This window comes from Streptomyces sp. TS71-3 (assembly GCF_018327685.1).
In the GTDB taxonomy this organism is placed as follows: Bacteria; Actinomycetota; Actinomycetes; order Streptomycetales; family Streptomycetaceae; genus Streptomyces.
Window position 1 is genome coordinate 110292 of record NZ_BNEL01000001.1, and the last position, 20242, is coordinate 130533.

Annotated in this window: 17 protein-coding genes and 3 pseudogenes; 9 read left to right on the plus strand and 11 right to left on the minus strand. The window is 74.3% G+C overall.

The genetic code is table 11. The features are described from left to right. The first annotated feature begins 229 nt into the window (after positions 1-229). Positions 230-1144 (plus strand): alpha/beta fold hydrolase, encoded by a 915-nt coding sequence (locus tag Sm713_RS00535; RefSeq protein ID WP_212907743.1) that lies wholly within the window; start codon positions 230-232, stop codon positions 1142-1144. 121 nt (positions 1145-1265) lie between these two features. Here Sm713_RS00535 and Sm713_RS41375 read toward each other — a convergent pair whose 3' ends face one another. The 3 genes and pseudogenes from Sm713_RS41375 to Sm713_RS00545 form a co-directional block, all read right to left on the minus strand. Beyond that, positions 1266-1658, minus strand: a complete 393-nt coding sequence (locus Sm713_RS41375) for a Clp protease N-terminal domain-containing protein (RefSeq protein ID WP_308293174.1) — start codon at positions 1656-1658, stop codon at positions 1266-1268. 6 nt (positions 1659-1664) lie between these two features. Beyond that, positions 1665-1853: pseudogene (locus Sm713_RS40000) on the minus strand (Clp protease N-terminal domain-containing protein); the annotation flags it as partial. 1 nt (position 1854) lies between these two features. Beyond that, positions 1855-2097 carry a hypothetical protein gene (locus Sm713_RS00545; RefSeq protein WP_212907745.1) on the minus strand — a complete coding sequence of 81 codons (243 nt, stop codon included), beginning with the start codon at positions 2095-2097 and terminating at the stop codon, positions 1855-1857. Positions 2098-2182: 85 nt separating this feature from the next. Between Sm713_RS00545 and Sm713_RS40005 the strand changes: the two genes are divergently transcribed. Together Sm713_RS40005 and Sm713_RS00555 are read left to right on the plus strand one after the other, a co-directional pair. Further along, positions 2183-3250, plus strand: a complete 1068-nt coding sequence (locus tag Sm713_RS40005; RefSeq protein WP_249416020.1) for an aminoglycoside phosphotransferase family protein — start codon at positions 2183-2185, stop codon at positions 3248-3250. A gap of 60 nt (positions 3251-3310) precedes the next feature. Further along, on the plus strand, positions 3311-3793 hold the full coding sequence (locus Sm713_RS00555; protein ID WP_212907746.1) for a GNAT family N-acetyltransferase: 483 nt from the start codon (positions 3311-3313) through the stop codon (positions 3791-3793). Between the two features lie 14 nt (positions 3794-3807). On the opposite strand, the gene Sm713_RS00560 is transcribed toward Sm713_RS00555, so the two are convergent. The 3 genes and pseudogenes from Sm713_RS00560 to Sm713_RS00570 all read right to left on the minus strand — a co-directional run. Further along, a complete protein-coding gene (locus tag Sm713_RS00560) occupies positions 3808-5313 on the minus strand; it encodes an MFS transporter (RefSeq protein WP_212907747.1) in 1506 nt (501 codons plus the stop codon). Positions 5314-5505: 192 nt separating this feature from the next. Continuing rightward, positions 5506-6565, minus strand: a pseudogene (locus tag Sm713_RS00565) (zinc-binding dehydrogenase). 485 nt (positions 6566-7050) lie between these two features. Next, a pseudogene (locus Sm713_RS00570) lies at positions 7051-7371 on the minus strand (hypothetical protein); the annotation flags it as partial. Positions 7372-7840: 469 nt separating this feature from the next. On the opposite strand from Sm713_RS00570, the gene Sm713_RS00575 reads away from it, so the two are divergent. After that, complete coding sequence (locus tag Sm713_RS00575) at positions 7841-8524, plus strand: pentapeptide repeat-containing protein (protein WP_212907748.1); 684 nt, start codon at positions 7841-7843, stop codon at positions 8522-8524. Between the two features lie 28 nt (positions 8525-8552). Here the strand turns inward: Sm713_RS00575 and Sm713_RS00580 are convergent, their stop codons facing one another. Both Sm713_RS00580 and Sm713_RS00585 read right to left on the minus strand, forming a co-directional pair. Continuing rightward, entirely contained in the window at positions 8553-9050 is a 498-nt protein-coding gene (locus tag Sm713_RS00580) for a hypothetical protein (protein WP_212907749.1), read from the minus strand. Positions 9051-9273: 223 nt separating this feature from the next. After that, positions 9274-9849 carry a TerD family protein gene (locus Sm713_RS00585; protein WP_212907750.1) on the minus strand — a complete coding sequence of 192 codons (576 nt, stop codon included), beginning with the start codon at positions 9847-9849 and terminating at the stop codon, positions 9274-9276. A gap of 398 nt (positions 9850-10247) precedes the next feature. Between Sm713_RS00585 and arfB the strand changes: the two genes are divergently transcribed. The 4 genes from arfB (at position 10248) to Sm713_RS00605 (ending at position 15637) form a co-directional block, all read left to right on the plus strand. Continuing rightward, positions 10248-10673: an alternative ribosome rescue aminoacyl-tRNA hydrolase ArfB gene (gene arfB, locus Sm713_RS00590; protein ID WP_212907751.1), complete on the plus strand. Its 426-nt coding sequence runs from the start codon at positions 10248-10250 to the stop codon at positions 10671-10673. Positions 10674-11633: 960 nt separating this feature from the next. Next, complete coding sequence (locus tag Sm713_RS00595) at positions 11634-12116, plus strand: flavin reductase family protein (RefSeq protein ID WP_212911683.1); 483 nt, start codon at positions 11634-11636, stop codon at positions 12114-12116. Positions 12117-12756: 640 nt separating this feature from the next. Next, positions 12757-14409 carry a diguanylate cyclase CdgB gene (cdgB, locus tag Sm713_RS00600; protein WP_212907752.1) on the plus strand — a complete coding sequence of 551 codons (1653 nt, stop codon included), beginning with the start codon at positions 12757-12759 and terminating at the stop codon, positions 14407-14409. A 184-nt stretch (positions 14410-14593) separates the two neighbouring features. Next, complete coding sequence (locus Sm713_RS00605; protein WP_212907753.1) at positions 14594-15637, plus strand: carbohydrate-binding protein; 1044 nt, start codon at positions 14594-14596, stop codon at positions 15635-15637. 152 nt (positions 15638-15789) lie between these two features. Here the strand turns inward: Sm713_RS00605 and Sm713_RS00610 are convergent, their stop codons facing one another. The 3 genes from Sm713_RS00610 to Sm713_RS00620 all read right to left on the minus strand — a co-directional run bounded on the left by Sm713_RS00610 (position 15790) and on the right by Sm713_RS00620 (position 19590). Beyond that, positions 15790-16992 carry a 1-phosphofructokinase family hexose kinase gene (locus tag Sm713_RS00610; protein WP_212911684.1) on the minus strand — a complete coding sequence of 401 codons (1203 nt, stop codon included), beginning with the start codon at positions 16990-16992 and terminating at the stop codon, positions 15790-15792. A 329-nt stretch (positions 16993-17321) separates the two neighbouring features. Beyond that, positions 17322-18554 (minus strand): N-acetylglucosamine-6-phosphate deacetylase, encoded by a 1233-nt coding sequence (gene nagA, locus Sm713_RS00615; protein WP_212907754.1) that lies wholly within the window; start codon positions 18552-18554, stop codon positions 17322-17324. A gap of 7 nt (positions 18555-18561) precedes the next feature. Further along, the gene (locus Sm713_RS00620; protein ID WP_212907755.1) at positions 18562-19590 is read right to left on the minus strand and encodes an ROK family protein; all 1029 of its coding nucleotides are present in this window, start codon (positions 19588-19590) and stop codon (positions 18562-18564) included. Between the two features lie 313 nt (positions 19591-19903). Between Sm713_RS00620 and Sm713_RS00625 the strand changes: the two genes are divergently transcribed. Beyond that, the gene (locus Sm713_RS00625) at positions 19904-20122 is read left to right on the plus strand and encodes a DUF3263 domain-containing protein (RefSeq protein WP_212911685.1); all 219 of its coding nucleotides are present in this window, start codon (positions 19904-19906) and stop codon (positions 20120-20122) included. Positions 20123-20242: the final 120 nt, after the last annotated feature.

Genomic DNA, 20242 nt, shown 5'->3' on the forward strand with positions numbered 1-20242 from the left:
CGCCCCTCCTTCCTCCCCTCCCGCCGCGCGCCCCCTCCGGCCCGGCGTTCCTCGGCCTCGGATGCTCCCCGTCCCGCCGACATCCCTCGGGCGCTCCCTGGGCGCCCCGGACCCCACTCGCGCGCTCATCGGGTGCTCATCCGGCCGGGGGACGGTGGTGGCACCAAGGACCGAGGACCGAGGACCGAGGACCAAGGACCAAGGACCACCCGACCGAAAGAGTCCGCCCATGCCACCCGCGACCCCCGCGACCCCCGCCACCCCCGCCACCCCCGTCATCCCCGGTTTCGACCAGCGCCGGATCCCCGGTGCCGGCGGCGTTCACCTGAACGTGGCCGTCGGCGGCTCCGGACATCCGGTCGTGCTGCTGCACGGCTTTCCGCAGACCCACCTGATGTGGCGGCACGTGGCCGCCGACCTCGCCGCGGACCACACCGTCATCTGCCCCGACCTGCGCGGCTACGGCGCCAGCGACAAGCCCGCCGAGTCAGGCGCCGGCACCTACGCCAAGCGGACCATGGCCGCCGACGTCGTCGCCGTGGCGCGGGCGCTGGGGCACGAGCGGTTCGCGCTGGCCGGGCACGACCGGGGCGCGCTCGTCGCGTTCCGCGCCGGGCTCGACCACCCGGACGCCGTCAGCCACCTGGCCTGCCTCGACGTGCTGCCGACGCTCGACATGTGGGAGGCGCTGCACGGCGCCGGGGCCGCCGTCGGATTCCACCTCTACCTGATGGCGCAGCCCCCCGGCCTGCCGGAGCAGCTCATCTCCGCCGCGCCGGACGCGTTCTTCGGACACTTCCTCGACGCCTGGACGGCCGACCCGGCGGCGCTCCCCGCCGACGTGCGTGCCGCGTACCTGGCGGCGTGCCGCGCGGCGGTGCCGTCCATCGTGGCCGACTACCGAGCCTCCGCGGGCATCGACGCCGACCACGACAGGGCCGACCGCGCGGCCGGCAACCGGCTGGGGATGCCCGTCACCGTCCTCCAGCAGGACTGGGGCGCCGCACTCGGCTACGACTCCGCCGCCCTCTGGCGGGCCTGGGCCCCCGACCTGCGCCACACCACCGTCACCTGCGGCCACTTCATGGCCGAGGAGGCACCCGGCGACGTCACGAAGGCGCTGCGGTACCTGCTGATCCGGTGATCCCTTGGTCCCTTGGTCCCCTGGTCCGATGGCGGCGGCGGGCTCGGTCAGCCGGCACCCCGGTCGTCACGACGATCCGCCCCCGTTCCCGTGGTCACCCGCCCCACACCCCCCGTCGCCGCTACGCCCCGACCGGCGGACCGATGCGGGTCAGGACCGCCGTGCGCAGGGCGGCCGGGTCGACGTCGAGGGCCCCGAGGATCCGGGCGGCCCCGCCGGGCCCGGGTCCGGGATCGCCGTTCGCCTCCGAGTGGGCCGCCTCCTCGGCGATGAGCCCCAGCAGCAGGTGTTCGGTGCCTATGTGCTCGTGCCCGAGCGCGCGGGACTCCCGCAGCGTCATCTCCATGGCCTTCTTGGCGTGGAGGGTGAACGCGGGCCGGGGGAAGTGGAACCGGCCGGGCCCGAAGGTGTCGTCGGCCCTGCGCCTGATCTCGTCGACGTCGATGCCGAGCGTGGCCAGGGCGTCCTTGGCGTCCTGGCCGCCGGCGCCGGTCACCCCGGCGGCCGTCAGCATGGTGACCAGCTCGTCGCGGGCGCGTTCGGGGGTGACGCCGTAGTCGCCCAGCACCTCGCCTCCCGTGCCCTCGCCCGCGACGGCGAGCCCGAGCAGCACGTGCTCGGTGCCGATGAAGTCGTGCCCCAGCGACAACGCCTCGTCCTGGGCCTTCGTGACGGCGCGCTTGGCGCCGTCGGTGAAGAGCTCGAACACCTCAGTCCTCCTTGCCTGTGACCTTGCGCCTGTGCGCGTGCTTCTCGTGCACCGACTGGCGGCTGACGCGCAGCGCCGTCGCGATGCTCTGCCACGACCAGCCCTGGTCGCGGGCGTTGTCGACATGGAGCTGCTCCAGCTCCTCCAGCAGCCGCCGCAGTGCCACGACGGCCCGCAGGCCCACCGCCGGATCCTTGTTCGTCACCTGCCCGGCCAGCACGGCCGGCGTCTCCTCGGCTGTCATGGTGTCAGGGTAGCCTGACAGTGCGGTGGAATGTCAAGGAATCCTGACAACCGGTCGCAGCGGCCGCGGACCTAGCATCGGCAGGATGACGGTGGAGATCCCGGACAGCCTCGTGACCGCCCAGCTCCGGTACAACGGCGACCTCGGCCGGGCCTTCCTCGCCGCACTGCCCGAGCGGGCGGCCACATTCCTGCGGAGGTGGCGGCTGACCCGGGACGGGCCCGTGGCGGCCGGCGTGTGCGCGCTGGTGCTGCCGGTGCGGCGTTCGGACGGCACGCCGGCCGTGCTCAAGCTCCAGTACCTGGACGACGAGACGGTGGGCGAGCCCGTCGCGCTACGGGCCTGGGACGGCCGGGGCGCGGCACGGCTGCTCGCGCACGACCCCGGGACCGGGACGATGCTTCTGGAGCGGCTGGACGCGTCCCGGCAGCTCGGCACGGTCGCCGACTCGCGCGCGGCCGTGCTGGTCATCGCCGGACTGCTGGCCCGGCTGACCGCGGTCCGGGCGCCCTCGGGCCTGCGGGATCTCGGCACCATGGTCCGGGCCACCGTGCCCCGGACACCCGCCGTGCGGACGGTCGAGGACCCGGGGGCCCGCCGGGTGCTGGAGGGCTGCACGGCGGCGTTGCGGGAGCTCGTCGCGGATGCGGATGCGGAGACGGATACGGATACGGGCGCGGGTGCGCGTGCGCGTGCGGACGGGAGCGTGGCCGGGAACGCGGACGTGGACGGGCATGCGGAAGCGGACGGGCACACGGAAGCGGACAGGCACACGGAAGCGGACGTGGGCGGGGACGTCGAGGCGGACGCGGGCGCGGGCGCCGGCGGCGGCTTCGGCAACCGCCTGCTCCACTGGGACCTGCACTTCGAGAACGTCCTCGCCGGCGGGCGCGAGCCGTGGCTCGCCATCGACCCGAAGCCGCTGTCCGGCGACCCCGGCTTCGAGCTCTTCCCGGCCCTGCACAACCGCTTCGCGGCGTCCGAGGTGGTCTGGCGCTTCGACGCGATGACGGACGTCCTGGGCCTGGACCGCGAGCGGGCACGCGCGTGGACGCTGGTCCGGGTGCTCCAGTTCTGCCTCTGGGACGCCGAGCAGCACCGCCTGCCCGGTGCCGTCCAGGTGGAGGTCGGGCGCCGCCTGCTGGACCGCTGAGGCGGCGAGGGGCTCGCGGAAACCTCGGGGCTGTTGGTGCAATCGGGTTAACCTTCGGCCATGATTCGCACCGCCACAGCCGCTGACGTGCCCGTTCTGCTCACCATGATCCGCGAACTCGCCGCGTACGAGAAGGCGCCCGACGAGGCCCGCGCCACGCGGGAGCAGCTCACCGAGGCACTCTTCGGCGACCGTCCCGCCGCGTACGCGCACATCGCGGCGGACGACGAGACGGGCGAGCCGGTGGGCTTCGCGCTGTGGTTCCCGAACTTCTCCACCTGGCGCGGCAGGCAGGGCATCTACCTGGAGGACCTGTACGTACGCCCGGACCGGCGCGGCGGCGGGCACGGCAAGGCGCTCCTCACCGAGCTGGCCCGGATCTGCGTGGCGCGCGGCTACGAGCGTCTTGAGTGGTCGGTCCTGAACTGGAACGAGCCGTCGATCCGCTTCTACCGCGCGATGGGCGCCCGCCCCCAGGACGAGTGGACGGTCTACCGCCTCACCGACGAGCCGCTGCGGCGGCTCGGCACGGTTCCGGCCTGAGAACGGCGGGTCGGTCACCGCACGGGCTCCGGCACCCGCCCCTCCCGCCGGGCCGGCTGCTGCGGTCCCCTTCCGCTGATGAGGACCCCCGCGACGACCGCCCCGATCAGCATGATCACCACGGCCCACCAGATCGCCGTCGCGTACCCGTGCACGACCCCGGCGCGCTCCACGGCCGTGCGCTGGGCCGGGTCGCGCAGGTGCGTGCGGACGTAGTCGGAGGCGGTGCTCGTCGCGATGGTGTTCAGCAGGGACGTGCCGATGGACCCGCCGACCTGCTGCGACGTGTTGACGGTCGCCGACGTCACGCCGGCGTCCCACGGGGCGACCCCCGCCGTCGCCGTCGCCATCACCGGCATGAAGGTCAGCCCGATCCCGAGGCCGAGCAGCAGCATGGCCGGCAGCAGGTGGGTCACGTATGCCGCCTCCACGGTGAGCTGGGTGAGGATGATGAGTCCGCCCGCCGCCAGGATCATGCCGGGCACCACCAGGTTCCGGGGCGCGGTGCGCGGCAGCAGCCGCGCCGAGATCTGCGTGGAGCCGACGACGATGGCGCCCGCGATGGGTAGGAACGCGAGGCCGGTGCGCAGCGGTGAGTAGCCGAGGATGGTCTGCATGTAGAAGGTCAGGAACAGGAAGAGCCCGAACAGGCCGATCGTGGCCATGACGATCGCGAGGAAGCTGCCCGCCCGGTTCCGCTCCCGGATGATGTGCGGCGGCAGCAGGGGATGAGGGGCCTTCGTCTGCCACCGGACGAAGAAGACCAGCATCGCCAGGCCCACCGCGAGCAGCACGAGGACGAACGGACTGGTCCAGCCGCGCGGCTGGGCCTCGCTGAAGCCGTACACGATGGCGACCAGGCCGCCGCAGCCGAGCACCACGCCGGGGATGTCCAGCCGGGCCTCCTCGTGTCCGGGCCGGTCGTGCAGCAGGGTGAGCGCGCCGGCCACCGTGCCGATCGCGATCGGGATGTTGACGTACAGGCACCAGCGCCAGCTCAGGAAGTCGGTCAGCAGCCCGCCGGCCATCAGGCCGATCGCGGCCCCGCTGCCCGCGAGGGCGCTGAAGACGCCGAAGGCCTTCGCGCGCTCCGAGGGGTCCTGGAAGGTCGTGGACAGCAGCGACAGCGCGGACGGCGCGAGGAGCGCCGCGAACACCCCCTGGAGGGCGCGCGCCCCGAAGAGCATCCCCGACGACTGCGCGGCGCCCCCCACGCCGGAGGCGACGGCGAAGCCGCAGAGCCCGATGACGAACGTCCGCTTCCGCCCGACGAAGTCCGCGACCCGGCCGCCGAGCAGCAGCAGCCCGCCGAACGCCAGCGTGTAGGCGGTGATGACCCACTGCCGGTTGCCGCTGGAGATGTGCAGCTCGCGCTGCGCCGACGGCAGCGCGATGGTCACGATCGTCGCGTCGAGGACGACCATGAGCTGCGCGAGCGCGATGACGACCAGGGCCCACCAGCGGTGCGGATCCGGCCCCTCGCCGGCCTCGTCCCGCTCACCTGGTCGGGGGGCGGTCATCTGGCCAGAAGAACACGGATCATGAGGGGGCGCATCCGGGCGCGGGCTGGGCCGCCGGCAGACCGGTGGGCGGGGCCGCGGGCGGGCCGGCGGGTGGGGGGGCTGGGGCGGCGGCTTGGTGCTGGAACCGCAGGTCGGTCGGAGGCCTGCCCGTTGCCGGCCCCCGCCCGCCGGCCCCTGCCCCGCCCGGGCTCAGGGCTCCAGCACCACCTTGCCCACGGTCGCCCGGGACTCCAGGTCCCGGTGCGCGGCGGCGGCCTCGGCGAGCGGATAGCGCTGGACGGCCGGGACGAGACGGCCGGCCGCGGCCTCGGCGAGGGCGCGCAGCTCCAGCGTGCGGATGGGGTGGGGGCCGCCGGCCTTCTCCATCATCACCGGGCCGAGCACCTCCTCGGACGTGACGCCGCGTTCCGCCAGGTAGCCGTCGGGGAACCGGACGGGACCGCCGTCCGCGATCCCCTCGCTGGACCACCCGAAGACGATGTGCCGGCCGCCGGGCCGCAGCATGCCGGCCAAGGTCCGGGCGGTCTCGCCGCCCACGCCGTCGAAGAGGACGTCGGCGCCGCGGCCGTCGGCGGTCCCGCCGTGCTCGCGCAGGAACGCGCGCACGCGCTCCGGCCAGTCCGGTTCGCGGTAGCCGACGGCGAGGTCGGCGCCCTCGGCCCGCACCCGGGAGGTCTTGCCGGGCCCGCCCGCGAGTCCTACGACCAGCGCGCCGGCCGCCTTCGCGTACCGCACCAGCAGCATGCCGATGCCACCGTCCCCCACTGCCTTGAGGGCGTGGGAGGTACCCCCAGGCGGGCACCAGCACCACCTGCCCGGGTCCCGGCTCGGCGAACTGCACGATCCCCATGGTCGTGCGCCCCGTGCCGATCATGGGGATCGCCGCCGCGTGGTCGAGGCCCGGCGGGATCTCGTGCAGGCGCTCGGCGCCGGTCACGGCCAGCTCGGCGTAGCCGCCCGGCGCGAATCCCAGGTGGGCGACCACGTCCTTGCCCACCCACAGCTCCGGCACCCCCTCACCCACCGACTCGACGGTGCCGGCCACCTCGCGCCCCGGGACGGTCGGCAGCACCGGCGGCGGCCCGGGCATCGGCCCCGCCGCTCCCGCACGCAGGGCGGCATCCAGCAGATGCACACCGGCCGCGCCGACGGCGATCCGGACCTGCCCCGGCCGCGGACGCGGCGCCTCCACCGCCTCGTACCGAAGATTCCCCGCCGGACCGAAGGCGTGCAGTCGGATAGCGCGCATGACAAACTCCCTGTCCTTCGCCCCAAGCGCACGACTCACCCGCACGCGGCATGAACGCTCCTCACGCTTCAACACCAACCGCACTTGAGGTCAAGAGAAGCCACCCCGGCGGGGCCCTTTTTTGGGCGCTGCGCGTTTTTTGAGCGCTGCGCGCCCATCGCCGTCCAGAGGGGGCGATGCTGGTCGCGTCCGGACCATCAGCTCGTGGCTGGTCGCTCGCGCAGTTCCCCCGCGCCCCTGAAGGGACCGTGGTGCCGCCCTGTAAGGGGCGCCCCTGGAAGGGGCGCGGGGAACTGCGCGAGCAGCCCGGACGGGCGGTGGGTCGTCTACGACCGGAAGGGGCTGGCCGGTGCGAGCGGGGCCGCCGGCAGGTGGGGAGGGGGTCCGAAGGCGCCCCTGGAAGGGGCGCGGGGAACTGCGCGAGCAGCCAGGGCGGGCGGTAGGCCGCCCGCGGCCGGAAGGGGCTGGCCGGGCCGCCCCCGGCCCTACGCCGTTCGACGGCGGTCGACAGCCCGCGGCGGCCACGGCGCGAACCGGCTCACCGTCAACGCCCGCATCACCGCCTCCACCGCACTCGTGAACGACACCTCCGACAGCAGCCCGGGCGCCGCCACCTGATCCCCCGCCAGATACACCCCGTCCCCCCGGTCGATGGCTGGCCGGTCCCGCCACGTGCTGCCGGGCAGGTCCACCGCCCCGGTGCGCCCCCGGCTCACGGCCTCCCGCCGCAGCGTCACCCGCTCCCGCCACCCGGGAAAACCGAGATCCAGCAGCCTCTCCGCCCGCGCGAAGCCGTCCGCGGCGCTCTGCCCCTTCGACTGGACATGGGATCCGGCGGCGCTCGGCTCGGCCACCGGGTCCATAACTGAGACGGCGCAGAGGGGTGCGGATGTGACATCGGCCGTGACATCGGCGCGGGCGGCCGGGCCCGTCCGGAGGGTCCGTGCGCCCCGGGCCGGGGTGACGGCCGCGGGGCCGAGAGGCCGATTGTCAGTGGAGGAGGGCAGCATGGGGCAGCGGTGCGCGCCGGCATGTTGAGGCCCGCGGGCGTGAACCGGCGGGCGTGGCCGGCGGACGGTCCGCGCCAGGTCGCGAGGAAGCCGCACACGCGCCCCCACGTGGGGCAACCAGCAGGGACGGGACGGTACACATGGCCGGCCATCGCGCGCACCGAGACCATCAAGACCGCCAAGACCGCCAAGACCGCCAAGACCATCAAGACCATCAAGACCGCCAACACTGGCAAGCGCAAAAGACCCGAAGGGGGAGGGGAAGGTGAAGCAAGCGAAGGAGCCGGGGAAGCCGAAGGTCAGGCGTGCGCGGCGGCCCGAGCTGCGTCTGCCGCCGCTCACCGCGTGGCCGGGCGGGCCCCTGGAGCCGGACGGCGACTACGACAGCGTCCGCTTCGAGGCCCTGGACCTCTCGGGCCAGGACGCGGGCGGCGCCCGGTTCATGGACTGCGCGCTCGGGGACTGCGCGCTGGACGAGCTCCGGCTCACCCGTGCCCGTCTGCTGGACTCCGTCCTCGCCGCGCCCCGGGGCGTCGGCGCCGAACTGGTGGAGGCCACCCTGCGCGACGTGGAGGTGACCGACGCCCGCCTCGGCGGCACGCAGCTGCACGGCGCGGTGCTGGAGCGCGTGGTGATACGCGGCGGGAAGATCGACTACCCCAACTTCCGCGCGGCCCGGCTGAAGGACGTGGTCTTCGAGGGCTGCGTCCTGGTCGAGCCGGACTTCGCCGGGGCCCGCCTGGAGCGCGTCGAGTTCCCGGACTCCACGCTCAGGGGTGCGGACTTCAGCAACGCGGTGCTCACTGACGTGGACCTGCGGGGCACCGCGGTCCTCGACATCACCCGCGGCGTGGACCGCCTCTCCGGCGCCGTGATCACCCCGACCCAGCTCCTGGACCTCGCGCCGGTGCTCGCCGCGCAGATGGGCGTGCGGGTGCTGGAGGGGTAGCGGGGGCTCGCGGCCCGCGCCCCTGTCGTCATCTGCGTATGCGGGGGAAGCGGGCCTGGAGCTGCCAGACGTTCGGGTTCTCGGCCAGGTCCTCGTGCAGGTCGACGAGGTCGGCGAGCAGGTCGTGCAGGAAGTCGCGGGACTCGCGGCGGAGCTCGCCGTACGGGACGGTGAGTTCGGGCGTGCCGGGCCGCGCCCAGTCGGCCACGACGCTCACCCAGCGGGTGTGCCGCTCGAAGCGGAGCCGGTCCGTCGACTCGGTGAAGTCCAGCTCGGCGCGGACCGGCCCCCGACCGCCGCGCGGGTCGTGCCCCAGCTCCTCGACGATGCCGCAGAGCGCCCACGCGAAGTCGAGCACGGGTACCCATCCCCAGGCTGTGGACAGTTCGCGGTCGGCCTCGGTGTCCGCGAGGTACACATCACCGCAGAACAGGTCGTATCGCAGCGCCTTGACGTCCGCGGCGCGGTAGTCGATCGCCGGGGGGTCCGGGAAGCGGGTGGAGAGGGCGTAGCCGATGTCGAGCACGGGGGGATGGTGTCACGCGGTGCGCGGAGCCGCGTATCCGCGCGGGTGCGGCAGGCATGGGTCTCCCGCCGGCAGGCATGGGCCTCTCGGAGGACGGGATGTCCCGCGGGAGGGCCGGAAGGCGCGTGGGCCGTATCCGGGGACTGGACGTGGGCCCTATCCGGACGGGGCGTGGGCCGTATGCCGTACGACATCCGTACGGCATACGGCCCACGGCGAACCGTCAGACGTTGACGCCGAAGTCCTGCGCGATGCCCGCGAGGCCCGAGGCGTAGCCCTGGCCGACGGCGCGGAACTTCCACTCGGCGCCGTTGCGGTAGAGCTCGCCGAAGACCATCGCGGTCTCGGTGGCGGCGTCCTCGCTCAGGTCGTAGCGGGCGATCTCGGAGCCGCCGGTCTGGTTGACGATGCGGATGTAGGCGTTGCGGACCTGGCCGAAGTTCTGGCTGCGGTTGTCCGCGTCGTAGATGGAGACGGGGAAGACGACCCGGTCGATGTCGGCGGGGAGGCCGGAGAGGTTGATGTTGATCGCCTCGTCGTCGCCGGCGCCTTCGCCCGTGCGGTTGTCACCGGTGTGGACGATGGTCTGGTCGGGCGTCTGCTTGTTGTTGAAGAAGACGAAGTGACCGTCGGAGTAGACCTTGCCCTGGCCGTTGACCGCGATGGCCGAGGCGTCCAGGTCGAAGTCCGTGCCGGTGGTGGTGCGGACGTCCCAGCCGAGGCCCACCGTGACGGCGGTCAGGCCCGGTGCCTCCTTGGTGAGCGAGACGTTGCCGCCTTTGGACAGGCTTACAGCCATTTCGGGAAGTCCTTTCCATTGTTTTGTGGTTACTGCGGTGCCGCGTGTTCGGTGTGCGTATGCACGGGTCTGCGTGTTGTGCTCCACCACGCCGGTTCCGTGCCGCCGACGAAGCTACCGCCACCCCTAGGAACGCCGCCCGGCCATCGTCAAGTTCCCCACCCCTTTACTTTCTTTGCCAAGGCTTTTTCCTTGCGTACATGCCTTCGAGAAGTGATGGCAAGAGGTCGGTGGGGCTCCGGGGGGAGAAGGGGTGCCGAGGGGGTGGGGGCCAGGCCGCGGTGGGCGTTGCGGGGGTGGGTGGCCCGGGGTTGTGCGCGGGCCAGGGAACAAGCGGATGACGTGACCGGTGGGAAAAACGGATGACGTGGCGGGTGGCGGCGCGCGACCATGGGGGTATGTCCGGTCCCTATGTCATCCGTGGCTCCGTCTCGCTGCCCGAGGCCGAGCTGGTCTGGCGTTTCTCCAGGTCGTCGGGGCCCGGCGGGCAGCATGTGAACACCTCGGACTCCCAGGTGGAGCTCCGCTTTGACCTCGCGCGCACGGAGTCTTTGCCTCCGGTGTGGCGGGAACGCGCGCTCGAACGGCTCGCGGGTCGGCTCGTCGACGGGGTCATATCGGTACGGGCCTCGGAGCACCGTTCCCAGTGGCGCAACCGCGAGACCGCGGCGGTGCGGCTGGCCGCGCTGCTCGCGGAGGCCACGGCACCGCCGCCCCGCCAGCGCCGGGCCACGCGGGTGCCGCGGGGGATCAACGAGCGGCGGCTGGTGCAGAAGAAGAGGCGGGGCGACACCAAGCGGGGGCGCTCGACTCGCTGGGAGTAGGAAGCCGGCGCTTCCCAAGCCTGCTGCCGGGGGGCGGCCTTGGCCCGTGCGGCGGGTGGCCGTCTCCGGCGAGCCGCGGTCTCTTTCGCCTTGCGGCGGGCGGTTCGCCTGCGGCGGGTCTGTGGGGGTGTCCCTTCGGGTTGGCTTGCGTGTGCGGGTCGTCTGTGGCTGGTCGCGCAGTTCCCCGCGCCCCTGGGGGAACCGGGGTGCCGCCGTGTATGGAGCGCCCCGTAAGGGGCGCGGGGCTGTGTTGATATGCGGCTCCGCCGCGTGGGCGCGACCAGCCAGCCACCGCCGATGGTCCGGACACGACCGGTGCCACTTCCCTGGGCGGTGGGGCGCCTTGTGTTTCGTGGGGCGGGGCCGCGGGGGGATGTCCGTCCTCGGTCCCGCGTCCTCCGTCGACCGGACGGGTTCCCTGGGCCTGACGCAGGACACTGCGGGCGGACATCCCCCCGCGTCCCCTCACGTCTCGTACGCGACCACCGGCCGGTGGGGGTACGCGCCCCTGCGCGGAGAGGGCGAAGGGGGTACGTCTCGTCGGCGGGTGCGGCCGAGTGGGGGTACGCGTTCCTGCGCGGACGGGGCCAAGGGGGCACGTCTCGCACGCGACAGCGGCCCGGTGGGGGTACGCGCCTCCTGCGCGGACCGGGGCGAAGGGGGCGCGCCTCGTCGGCGACTGCCGGGCGGTGGGGCTGCGCCTCCTGCCCGGAGAGGGCACGTCTCGTCGGCGGGTGCGGCCAAGTGGGGCTGGGCCTCCTGCGCGGACGGGGCGAAGGGAGGGTCCGTCGCGGGGCGTAGGGCCAAGGGACGGGGGTGTGGCCGATGTGCGCGGGCACCGGAGATGGTTAGCGTTGCGGCGTGCCAGACCTTTTCGCCCCCTCCCAGCAACCGGACCCGCAGCCCTCTCCCCCCGAGGGGCATGCTGGTGGCGTGAGCAACGACGAGTTCCGTGCCGCCATGTCCCGGCTGGCCGGGGGAGTGGTGCTGGTCACCGCGCAGGAACCGCCGCTGGACCCGGACGGCCCCGGCGGCGAGGACGCGGGCATGACGGCGACCTCCTTCATGTCCGTCTCGCTCGACCCCCCTCTCGTGCTGGTCAGCGTGCGTACCGGCTCCCGCATGGACGATCTGCTGGAGGAGCAGCCCCTGTGGGCCGTCTCGGTGCTGGCGGAGGGGCAGCGGCAGATCGCCGGGAGATTCGCGATGCGGGGGCGGCTCAGCGACCGGCTGCTCTTCCAGGACGTCCCGCACCGCCGGGGCGCCATCACCGGGGCGCCGCTGATCGACGGGTCCCTGGCGACCCTGGAGTGCCGCACGCACCAGCGCGTGCCGACCGGCGACCACACCCTCGTGATCGGGCTCGTCCTCGAAACCGGCCTGCCCCACCCCGAAGCCGCCCCCCTCTCCTACTTCCGCGGGCGCTACCGCCACCTCGCCTGACACCTCGCCCGACGCCCGCCCCGGCATCCGCAAGCCCCCCGCCCGCGGAACACCCGGCCCCGCCGCGCCCGGCCCGCGCGCCCCACCCCGGACGCCCGACCCCGCGCGCCCGGCGCCGTGGGTCCGCCCCCACACGCTCACCCCCCCCACAGGCCCAGCGCCCAGCGTCCCCGCACCTCCCCACCCATCCGGAATCCCCCGAAAAAAGCACCCCCACCGCCCCCCGCCGCCATGCGCACCCATAATGGGGGCGCAAAGGGGCGCTGGAGAGGTGGGCCGGGGGGTCCGGGTTGCGTTCAGGAATCGCACGCTACGGCCGAGGACAACGTCGTCAACGGTTCACTACCTGCTGTGACTTGGGTCACACGGGGCATATTTTGTTGACCCTGTGTACCGAGTGGGCAGCTCGCTGTGATTCAGTGACGGAGACGCTGTGGTACGCACGCCGGACACACCGGACACACGGCCGAACCGCGTTCCGGCCGGGCACCCGGCGTGCGCCGGCGGGACGACATCGACCATGACGACACAGCCGGCGGCGTCGCCGGCGACATAGGTGACATTGTTGACGTTCGGCCGGCACTGCTGACGAACAGCAGACACGGCGGAGTTGCTGACGAGAGTCTCGGGGAGGGCGAGCATGGACACGGAGTCCGAGCCGTACGTCCGCCTGGCGACCCTGCGGCAGTTGCACCAGGTCATGGCGGACATGAACACCGCCCGCAGCCTCGCCGACACCCTCCAGAACGTCGCGGACGGCGTGGTGGAGGGCCTCGGCTACGAGCTGTCCTGCGTCAACCTGGTGCGGCCCGATGGCGACCTCGTCGTCGCCGCGCTGGCGGGTGACCGCGCCGCGGAGGCGCTGATCACGGGCCGCGTCGGCTCCCGGCTGGCCTGGGAGCGCAGGCTGTCCATGGGCGAGGCCTGGGGGGACCTGCGGTTCATCCCGCACACCGAGGGCTGGATCCTCGACGACGACGACGTCCCGCAGTGGTTCACCGAGGGCCCCGAGCCGCGCTTCGAGGACGAGTGGCATCCGTCCGACCGGCTCTTCGCGCCCCTGTACGCGCCGGGCGCCTCCGGCGGCGACCTGCTCGGCGTGATCTCCGTGGACCGCCCGCGCAACGGCCGCAGGCCCGGCCCCTGGGGCCGCGAGGCCCTCCAGATGTACGCGTTCCAGGCCGCCATCGCGATCAGCAACGCCCGGCTGCGGGCCAACATGCAGCGCGCCCTGGTCCGCCTGGAGCGCGAGCAGCAGGCCCTGCGCGCCAGTGAGGAATCCTTCCGACAGGCCTTCGAGTACGCGCCCTCCGGCATGGCCATCGCGGAGATGGGCGGCGACCAGCACGGCCGCATCCTGCGCAGCAACGACGCCCTGTGCCGCCTGCTGGGCCGCCCCGCCTCGATGATGCGGCGCTACTCGTTCTCCGACCTCGTGCACCCGGAGGACATCGGCACGCTGCTGCGCACCTCCGCCGAGGGCGGCCGCGCCGAGCTGCGCCTGGCCAGGCGCGACGGCACCTACATGTGGGTCTCGCTGCGCAACTCCGTCGTCGCCGACGCGGCCGACGGCCCCCGCTTCCTGCTCACCCACGTCGAGGACATCGAGGAGCGCAAGCGCCGCGAGCTGCAACTCGCCCACCGCGCCTCGCACGACTCGCTCACCGGCCTGCCCAACTCCGCCGAGCTGCGCGCCCGGCTCGGCGCCCGGCTCTGCGGCCGTCCGCAGTCCCTGCCGCCGTCCGACATCGATTCCCTCGACGCCGCCTACGCGGGCCCGCCGCTCGGCGACCTCGGCTACGGCCCCGGCGGCCCCGCGGCTGCGGCCGCGGCGGGCTTCCCGGGCCACGACCACGTGCACACGGTCGCCCCGGACGACGAGGCCGACGACGGCACGAAGGGCCTCGCCGTGCTCTTCTGCGACCTGGACGGCTTCAAGTCGATCAACGACCGCTTCGGGCACCACACCGGCGACGCCGTGCTCATCGAGGTCGCCCGCCGCCTCACCAGCGGCGTACGGGACGGCGACACGGTCGCCAGGCTCGGCGGCGACGAGTTCGTCGTCCTCGCCGACGGCCTCGGCCGCGCGGACGCGCAGGACCTCGCGGTCCGCCTGCGGAACGCCATCATCCCCCCGATCAAGGTCGACGGCCGCGCGGTCCGCGTCGGCGCCAGCTTCGGGATCGGCTGGGCACACTGCGGCATGTCGGCGGACGAAGTATTGAAATCAGCTGACCAACGGATGTACATCGAGAAGCGCTCGCGTGCGAAACAGCACAGACGAGCGGGCTAACCGCAGGTCAGCGCCGGGCCGGGGACCCGGATGCGGCCGGTGGCCCAGAATGGGACCGGCGAGAGCGGGTACGCTCGGCTGGTCCGCAGACCTGTAGAGACCGCACAGACCACGTGTGCCCCCCTGCCCGGCAGCGCGCCGGCGGGACCGCACCGACCCCGTGTGCCAAGGAGTGACCAAGGGAATGACGGCCGGCAACAGCGGCGAGAGCAAGCCCGAGGACGACGACCCGTTCGGTTATCTGTACGCCGACGGGCAGGCGTCCGGGGCCACCCCGCCCGGCGGGGGCGGCGGCTACGGCTACCCGGGTCAGCGGTCCTCGTACAACCAGGTCCGCACCGTGGGCGGCCGCCAGTACGGGCAGCAGGCCCAGGGCGCCCGCGGCGGCGGGTACGGATACCCGCCCCAGCAGGGCCAGCCCGGACAGGGCCGCCCCGGGGCGCCCGGCCAGGACGGGCAGACCGCCGCCTACGGGCAGATCCCCCAGCAGGGCTACCACCAGCCCAACGCCCACTACCAGGCCCCCGAGACCATGGCCGGCGCCCCGCCGCGCCAGGGCCCCCCGCCCGGGTACGACACCGAGGGCCGGGGCAGGCGCAGCGGCGGACCCAACACCAAGGGGCTGCTGATCGGCGCGCTCGCGGTGGTCGCCGCGGTCGTCATCGGCATCGGCATCGCCGTGCTCACCGGCGGCGACGGCGACGACAGCAAGGCCCAGGCAGGAGGTGGCTCCGGCGCCGCGGACACCGCAGGACCGGGCGACACCGCGCCCCCGAAGCAGTCCTCCGGGGAGGCCGGCAAGCTGCCCAAGTCCGACGCCAAGGCCCTGAAGCTCGACGGCGGCACGGCCACGGCCTCGGACATCAAGGGCGCCAAGGCGGACGGCGGCATCTACGTCGCGGGCCTCAACCAGGTCGGCGCGTCCGCCACCTGGACGGTCAACGGCATCCCGGCCGGCGGCAAGTACACGCTGTACATCGGCTACGGCGTGCCCGGCAAGGACGCGAACGCCACCCTCACGGTCAACGGCACCCCGCAGACCACCCCGCTCAGCCTCAAGAACTGGGCGAACGCCCCGGCGGGCGACTGGGAGAAGGGGTGGACCCGCTCGTACTTCTACCTGGAGCTCAACAAGGGGACGAACACCGTCAAGATCTCCTGCGAGCAGGGGAACCAGTGCGACGCGAACCTCGACCAGGTCTGGCTCGTGAAGGGCTGGAAGAAGTAACCCCCGGCTGAGCGGCTGAGCCGCCGGTTCGCCCGGCGGCTCCTGCTTGGCGACTCCCATGCGGCGTCTCCCCAGGTCCCTGGCCCAAGCGCCCGGGGATCACCACGAAGGTCTCTCCCCCGGCGGGCCACCTGCCCTCGGCCACCGGGGGATCACGTGGCCTCGGTGACCTCGACGCGCCCCAGCAGCTCCCCGTACGCGCCCCGGTCGAAGTCGCCCGCCGTCGTGGAGAGGACCGTCGCCGCGGACAGCGCCGCGGCGCGCACGAGCCGTTTCGGCCAGGGCAGGTTGTCCACGAGCCCCGAGAGCAGCCCGGCGACCGCCGAGTCGCCGGCCCCGGTCGCGTTGCCGCGCACCGGGCCGCTCCGCAGCCGGCGCGGCGGGACCACCCGCCAGCGGCCCTCCGGCGTCACCGCCAGCATCCCCCGCGGCCCCAGCGAGGCGACGACCGCGTGGGCGCCGCGGCGCCGCGCGTCCCGGGTGGCCTGCGCGGGCTCGTGGGAGCCGGTGAGTTCGGCCAGCTCGTCCGCGTTCGGCTTGACGATGTCCGGGCGGGCGGCGAGTCCCCGCCGCAGCGGCTCGCCGCTGGTGTCCAGCAGCACCGGCACGGACACCGCGTGCGCGGCCCGCACCAGCTGCGCGTACGCGCCCACCGGCACCCCGGGCGGCAGGCTGCCGCACAGCGCCACCGCCGAGCAACCGCCGAGCAGCTCCTCGTACGCGGCCGTGAAGGCCGTCCACTCCTCGGGTGTGATGACCGGGCCGGGCTCGTTGAGCTGCGTGGTCTCCCCGGTGGCCGCGTCCACGACCGCGACGGTGCGCCGCGTGGTGCCGCCTATGGACACCAGCGCGTCCCGCACCCGCCGTGCACGCGAGGCTCCGGCCGCCCCGGCCGGACCGGACGCGGTGAGCCTTCCGGCCCCTCCGGCCGCCCCCGCCGCATCCCCGATCCCGGCCGCATCGGCGATCCCGGCCATATCCGGGCCCGCGATCCGATCGCCGTCGGCGGCTCCGGCCGCGCCCCCGGCCCCGACCGCTACGGCCGCCGTACCGCCGGGTCCGGCACCGCCCGCCGTGGGGGTGCCCGTGCTCGCGACCGCGCGCACACTCGGGCCCGTCGCCGTCCCGCTCTCGTCCTCCGCGAGTTGATCGCGGAGCGCACGCCCGGTGAGTCCGCCGGCGAAGCCGGTGACGGTCACCTCGTGGCCGAGCGCCGCGAGTACCCGCGCGACGTTGAGCCCTTTGCCGCCGGGCCGCTCCACCACTTCTGATACGCGGTGGGTGGCGCCCGGCCGCAACGCCGCGACCCTGTACGTGATGTCGAGGGCGGCGTTCAGCGTGACCGTGAGGATCACCCGAATCTCCTCGAAGAATTCGCCTGCCGTGTGGCCGACCGTCGTACCGCTGTCCGTCCTGATCATGCCAAAGACTCAGCGGCAGGCCCAGACCGGCTCCGGCCTGATCCGAACGAGAGGCCCTGGGTACCCCATGCGCGCCCTGGGCGCCCGCGCCGGAGTGCGGGCGCCCGTCCGCGGCGGTACCGCGCGAGCGTGCGCCCGTCTCCCGCCGCGGCCCGGGCACCGGCGGCGGGAGATCCGCTCGGGCGGACTGGCCGGATCCCTCCCCCGCCGGATCAGCCTCCGGGCCGGATCGCCCTCCGGGACGGACCAGCTCCCCGGCCGGATCAGTCCCCCGGCCGCACCACCCACTCGCCCTTCCGCATGACCCCCGCGAGCCCGAAGTCCGCGTCGAGGACGACCGCGTCGGCGTCCTTGCCGGGTTCCAGGGAGCCCACGGTGTCGTAGCGGCCGAGGAGCCTGGCCGGGTTCTCGCTGAGGGCGTGGACGGCGTCCTGGACGGGCAGGCGGTCCACGGTGACCGCGCGCTGCAAGGCGCGGTCCAGGGTGAGGGTGGAGCCCGCGATGGAACCGCCCTCGGCGAGCCGGGCCACGCCGTCCTTGACCTCCACGGCGAGCGGTCCGAGGCGGTAGAGGCCGTCGCCGAAGCCGGCCGCGTCCATGGCGTCCGTGATGAAGGCGACCCGGGCGGCGCCGGCGCGGTGGAAGGCCAGTTGCAGGGCGGCGGGGTGCAGGTGGGTGCCGTCGTTGATCAGCTCGACGGTCACCCGGTCGTCCTCCAGCAGGGCCGCGACGGGTCCCGGCGTCCGGTGGCCGAGCGGCGGCATCGCGTTGAAGAGGTGGGTGGCGACGCTCGCGCCCGCGTCGATGGCGGCCACGGTCTGCTCGTAGGTGGCGTCGGTGTGGCCCACGGCCGCGATCACGCCGTGCTCGGCGAGCAGCCGTACGGAGTCCAGGCCGCCGGGCAGTTCGGGGGCGAGCGTGACCATGGTGGCCTGGCCGCGCGCCGCGTCGAGCAGCTTGCGGACCTCGGCGGGGTCCGGGTCGCGCAGCAGCGCCTCGGAGTGCGCGCCCTTGCGGCACGGCGAGATGAACGGGCCCTCGAAGTGGATGCCCGCGATGTCGCCCTGCTCGGCCAGCTCGGAGAGCAGCCCGGCGCGCTGGGCGAGCGCGGCGGTCTCGCCGGTGACGGTGGAGGCGACCACGGTGGTGGTGCCGTGCAGGCGGTGGGTGCGGACACCGGTGAGGATGTCGGCGACGGTGCCGTTGGTGAACGAGGCGCCTCCGCCGCCGTGGTTGTGGATGTCCACGAAGCCCGGGACCAGCCAGTGCCCGGTGAGGTCGACGACCTCGCCGCCGGCGGCCCCGGCATCCCCCTGCGTGCCGGCACCGGTGGCACGGGTCGCACCGGCGCCCGTACCCGCGCCCGTGTCTCCGGGAGCGCTCCCGGAGACGCCGGCGATCCGGGTGCCCTCCACGGTGAGGCGAGCGCCGTCCAGGATTCCGTCGGGCAGGACCACACGGGCACCGGTGAGAGTGCATCTGTCCTTCGCGGGCATCAGGCCGTTACCTCCGGGGAGTCGTGGGGGTGGACGTGCTCCCGCCGGGGCGGGGAGCGGGGGACGGGACGGCGCCGGCGGGCCGGACGCCCTCGGCGGCGGGCCCGGGGGCGGCGGAACCGGCGAGCAGGTCCCAGGCGAGCAGCCCCGCACCGAGGCAGCCCGCGGTGTCGCCGAGGGCCGCGGGCACGATGTCGGGCAGGCCCTGGAAGGTGACGCGGCGTTCGACGGCGGCACGCAGCGGCGCGAACAGCGTCTGACCGGCCTCGGCGAGGCCGCCGCCGACGATCAGGGTGCGCGGGTCGATCAGGGTGAGAGCGGCGACCAGGCCGTCCGCGAGCGCGTCCACGGCCGCCTGCCAGACCTCGGCGGCGCGCGGGTCGCCCGCGGCGACGGCCTCGGCGCAGCCCGCGGCGTCCGCGTCCGGGTCGCCGGAGGCCGCCGCCCACGCCCGGCTCACCGCGGCGGCCGACGCGAGGCGTTCCAGGCAGCCGCGCTGGCCGCAGTCGCAGGGCGGCCCGCCGGGGCGGACCACCATGTGCCCGATCTCGCCGGCCGAGCCGTGCGCGCCGGGCTCGATGGCGCCGTCGATGCCGATGGCGCCCGCGATCCCGGTGCCCAGCGCCACGAAGAGGAACCGGTCGGCGCCCCGGCCCGCCCCGATCCGGCCCTCGGCGAGCCCGCCGGTGCGCACGTCGTGGCCGAGCGCCACCGGCAGCCCGCCGAGCCGGCGGCTCAGCAGGTCGCGCAGCGGAACGCGGTCCCAGCCCAGGTTGGCGGCGTAGACGGCGAGGCCGCGCTCGGAGTCGACGATGCCGGGGACGGCCGCACCGGCCGCCGCGGCACCCTCGCCGAACCGCTCCTCGCCGGCGCCGCGCAGCTCGGCGGCGAAGTCGAGGATCGCGTCGACGACGGCGTCGGCGCCCCGCTCGCGGCCGGTCGCCCGGCGCCGCTCGTACAGCAGCGCGCCGTCCGCCCCGACCAGGGCGCCCTTCATCCCGGTGCCGCCCACGTCCAGGGCGATGACATGTCTCACCCGCACATCCTCCCGCGAAGGACCGGGAGAGGTCTAGTCCAGTGAGTCCGTTCCGCCCAACGGGACTCCCCGGACACCACCGGCACCTCGGGCACCCCCACGCCTCACGGCAGCGGGGGAGCAGCCGGCCACGGCGAAGCAGGCTGAATCCGCCCGCGGCCGAGGGGTACGGTCGCGGTATGGACGGCAGCGGCACGCGGGACCGGGACGGCGGCGTGGACGGGGACGAGGACGGGCACGGCGGTCGCACGCGGGAGGGGGCCCCGGAGGGGAATCCCGGGGCTGAGGGGGAGGCACAGGCGCCCAGGACGAGCTGAGCGCCCGGCACCGTGCCGTCCTCGCACTCGAACGGCGCAACTGGCCCGCACCCGGCGCGAAGGAGCGCGCCATACGCGAGCAACTGGGCCTCGCGCCGGTCCGCTACTACCAGCTCCTCAACGCGCTCCTCGACGACCCGCGTGCCCTGGCACACGACCCCGTCACGGTGAACCGGCTGCGCAGGATCCGCGCCCGCCGCCGCACGGAACGCTGACGCCGCCCGGCAGCCGCCGCGACCCACCACGGCAGCCCGTCACCGCACCCTGCGTTACCGCACAAGGTGGGACGCCTCCCGCGTCACCGCACAACGCGCGACCGACCCGGCGTCACCGCC

Excerpts from the sequence above, each read along its gene's own strand:
- Sm713_RS00535 (WP_212907743.1), top strand. The coding sequence starts at position 230 with ATGCCACCCGCGACCCCCGCGACCCCCGCCACCCCCGCCACCCCCGTC.
- Sm713_RS41375 (WP_308293174.1), bottom strand. The coding sequence starts at position 1,658 with ATGCTGACGGCCGCCGGGGTGACCGGCGCCGGCGGCCAGGACGCCAAG.
- Sm713_RS00545 (WP_212907745.1), bottom strand. The coding sequence starts at position 2,097 with ATGACAGCCGAGGAGACGCCGGCCGTGCTGGCCGGGCAGGTGACGAAC.
- Sm713_RS40005 (WP_249416020.1), top strand. The coding sequence starts at position 2,183 with ATGACGGTGGAGATCCCGGACAGCCTCGTGACCGCCCAGCTCCGGTAC.
- Sm713_RS00555 (WP_212907746.1), top strand. The coding sequence starts at position 3,311 with ATGATTCGCACCGCCACAGCCGCTGACGTGCCCGTTCTGCTCACCATG.
- Sm713_RS00560 (WP_212907747.1), bottom strand. The coding sequence starts at position 5,313 with ATGACCGCCCCCCGACCAGGTGAGCGGGACGAGGCCGGCGAGGGGCCG.
- Sm713_RS00585 (WP_212907750.1), bottom strand. The coding sequence starts at position 9,849 with ATGGCTGTAAGCCTGTCCAAAGGCGGCAACGTCTCGCTCACCAAGGAG.
- arfB (WP_212907751.1), top strand. The coding sequence starts at position 10,248 with ATGTCCGGTCCCTATGTCATCCGTGGCTCCGTCTCGCTGCCCGAGGCC.
- Sm713_RS00595 (WP_212911683.1), top strand. The coding sequence starts at position 11,634 with ATGTCCCGGCTGGCCGGGGGAGTGGTGCTGGTCACCGCGCAGGAACCG.
- cdgB (WP_212907752.1), top strand. The coding sequence starts at position 12,757 with ATGGACACGGAGTCCGAGCCGTACGTCCGCCTGGCGACCCTGCGGCAG.
- Sm713_RS00605 (WP_212907753.1), top strand. The coding sequence starts at position 14,594 with ATGACGGCCGGCAACAGCGGCGAGAGCAAGCCCGAGGACGACGACCCG.
- nagA (WP_212907754.1), bottom strand. The coding sequence starts at position 18,554 with ATGCCCGCGAAGGACAGATGCACTCTCACCGGTGCCCGTGTGGTCCTG.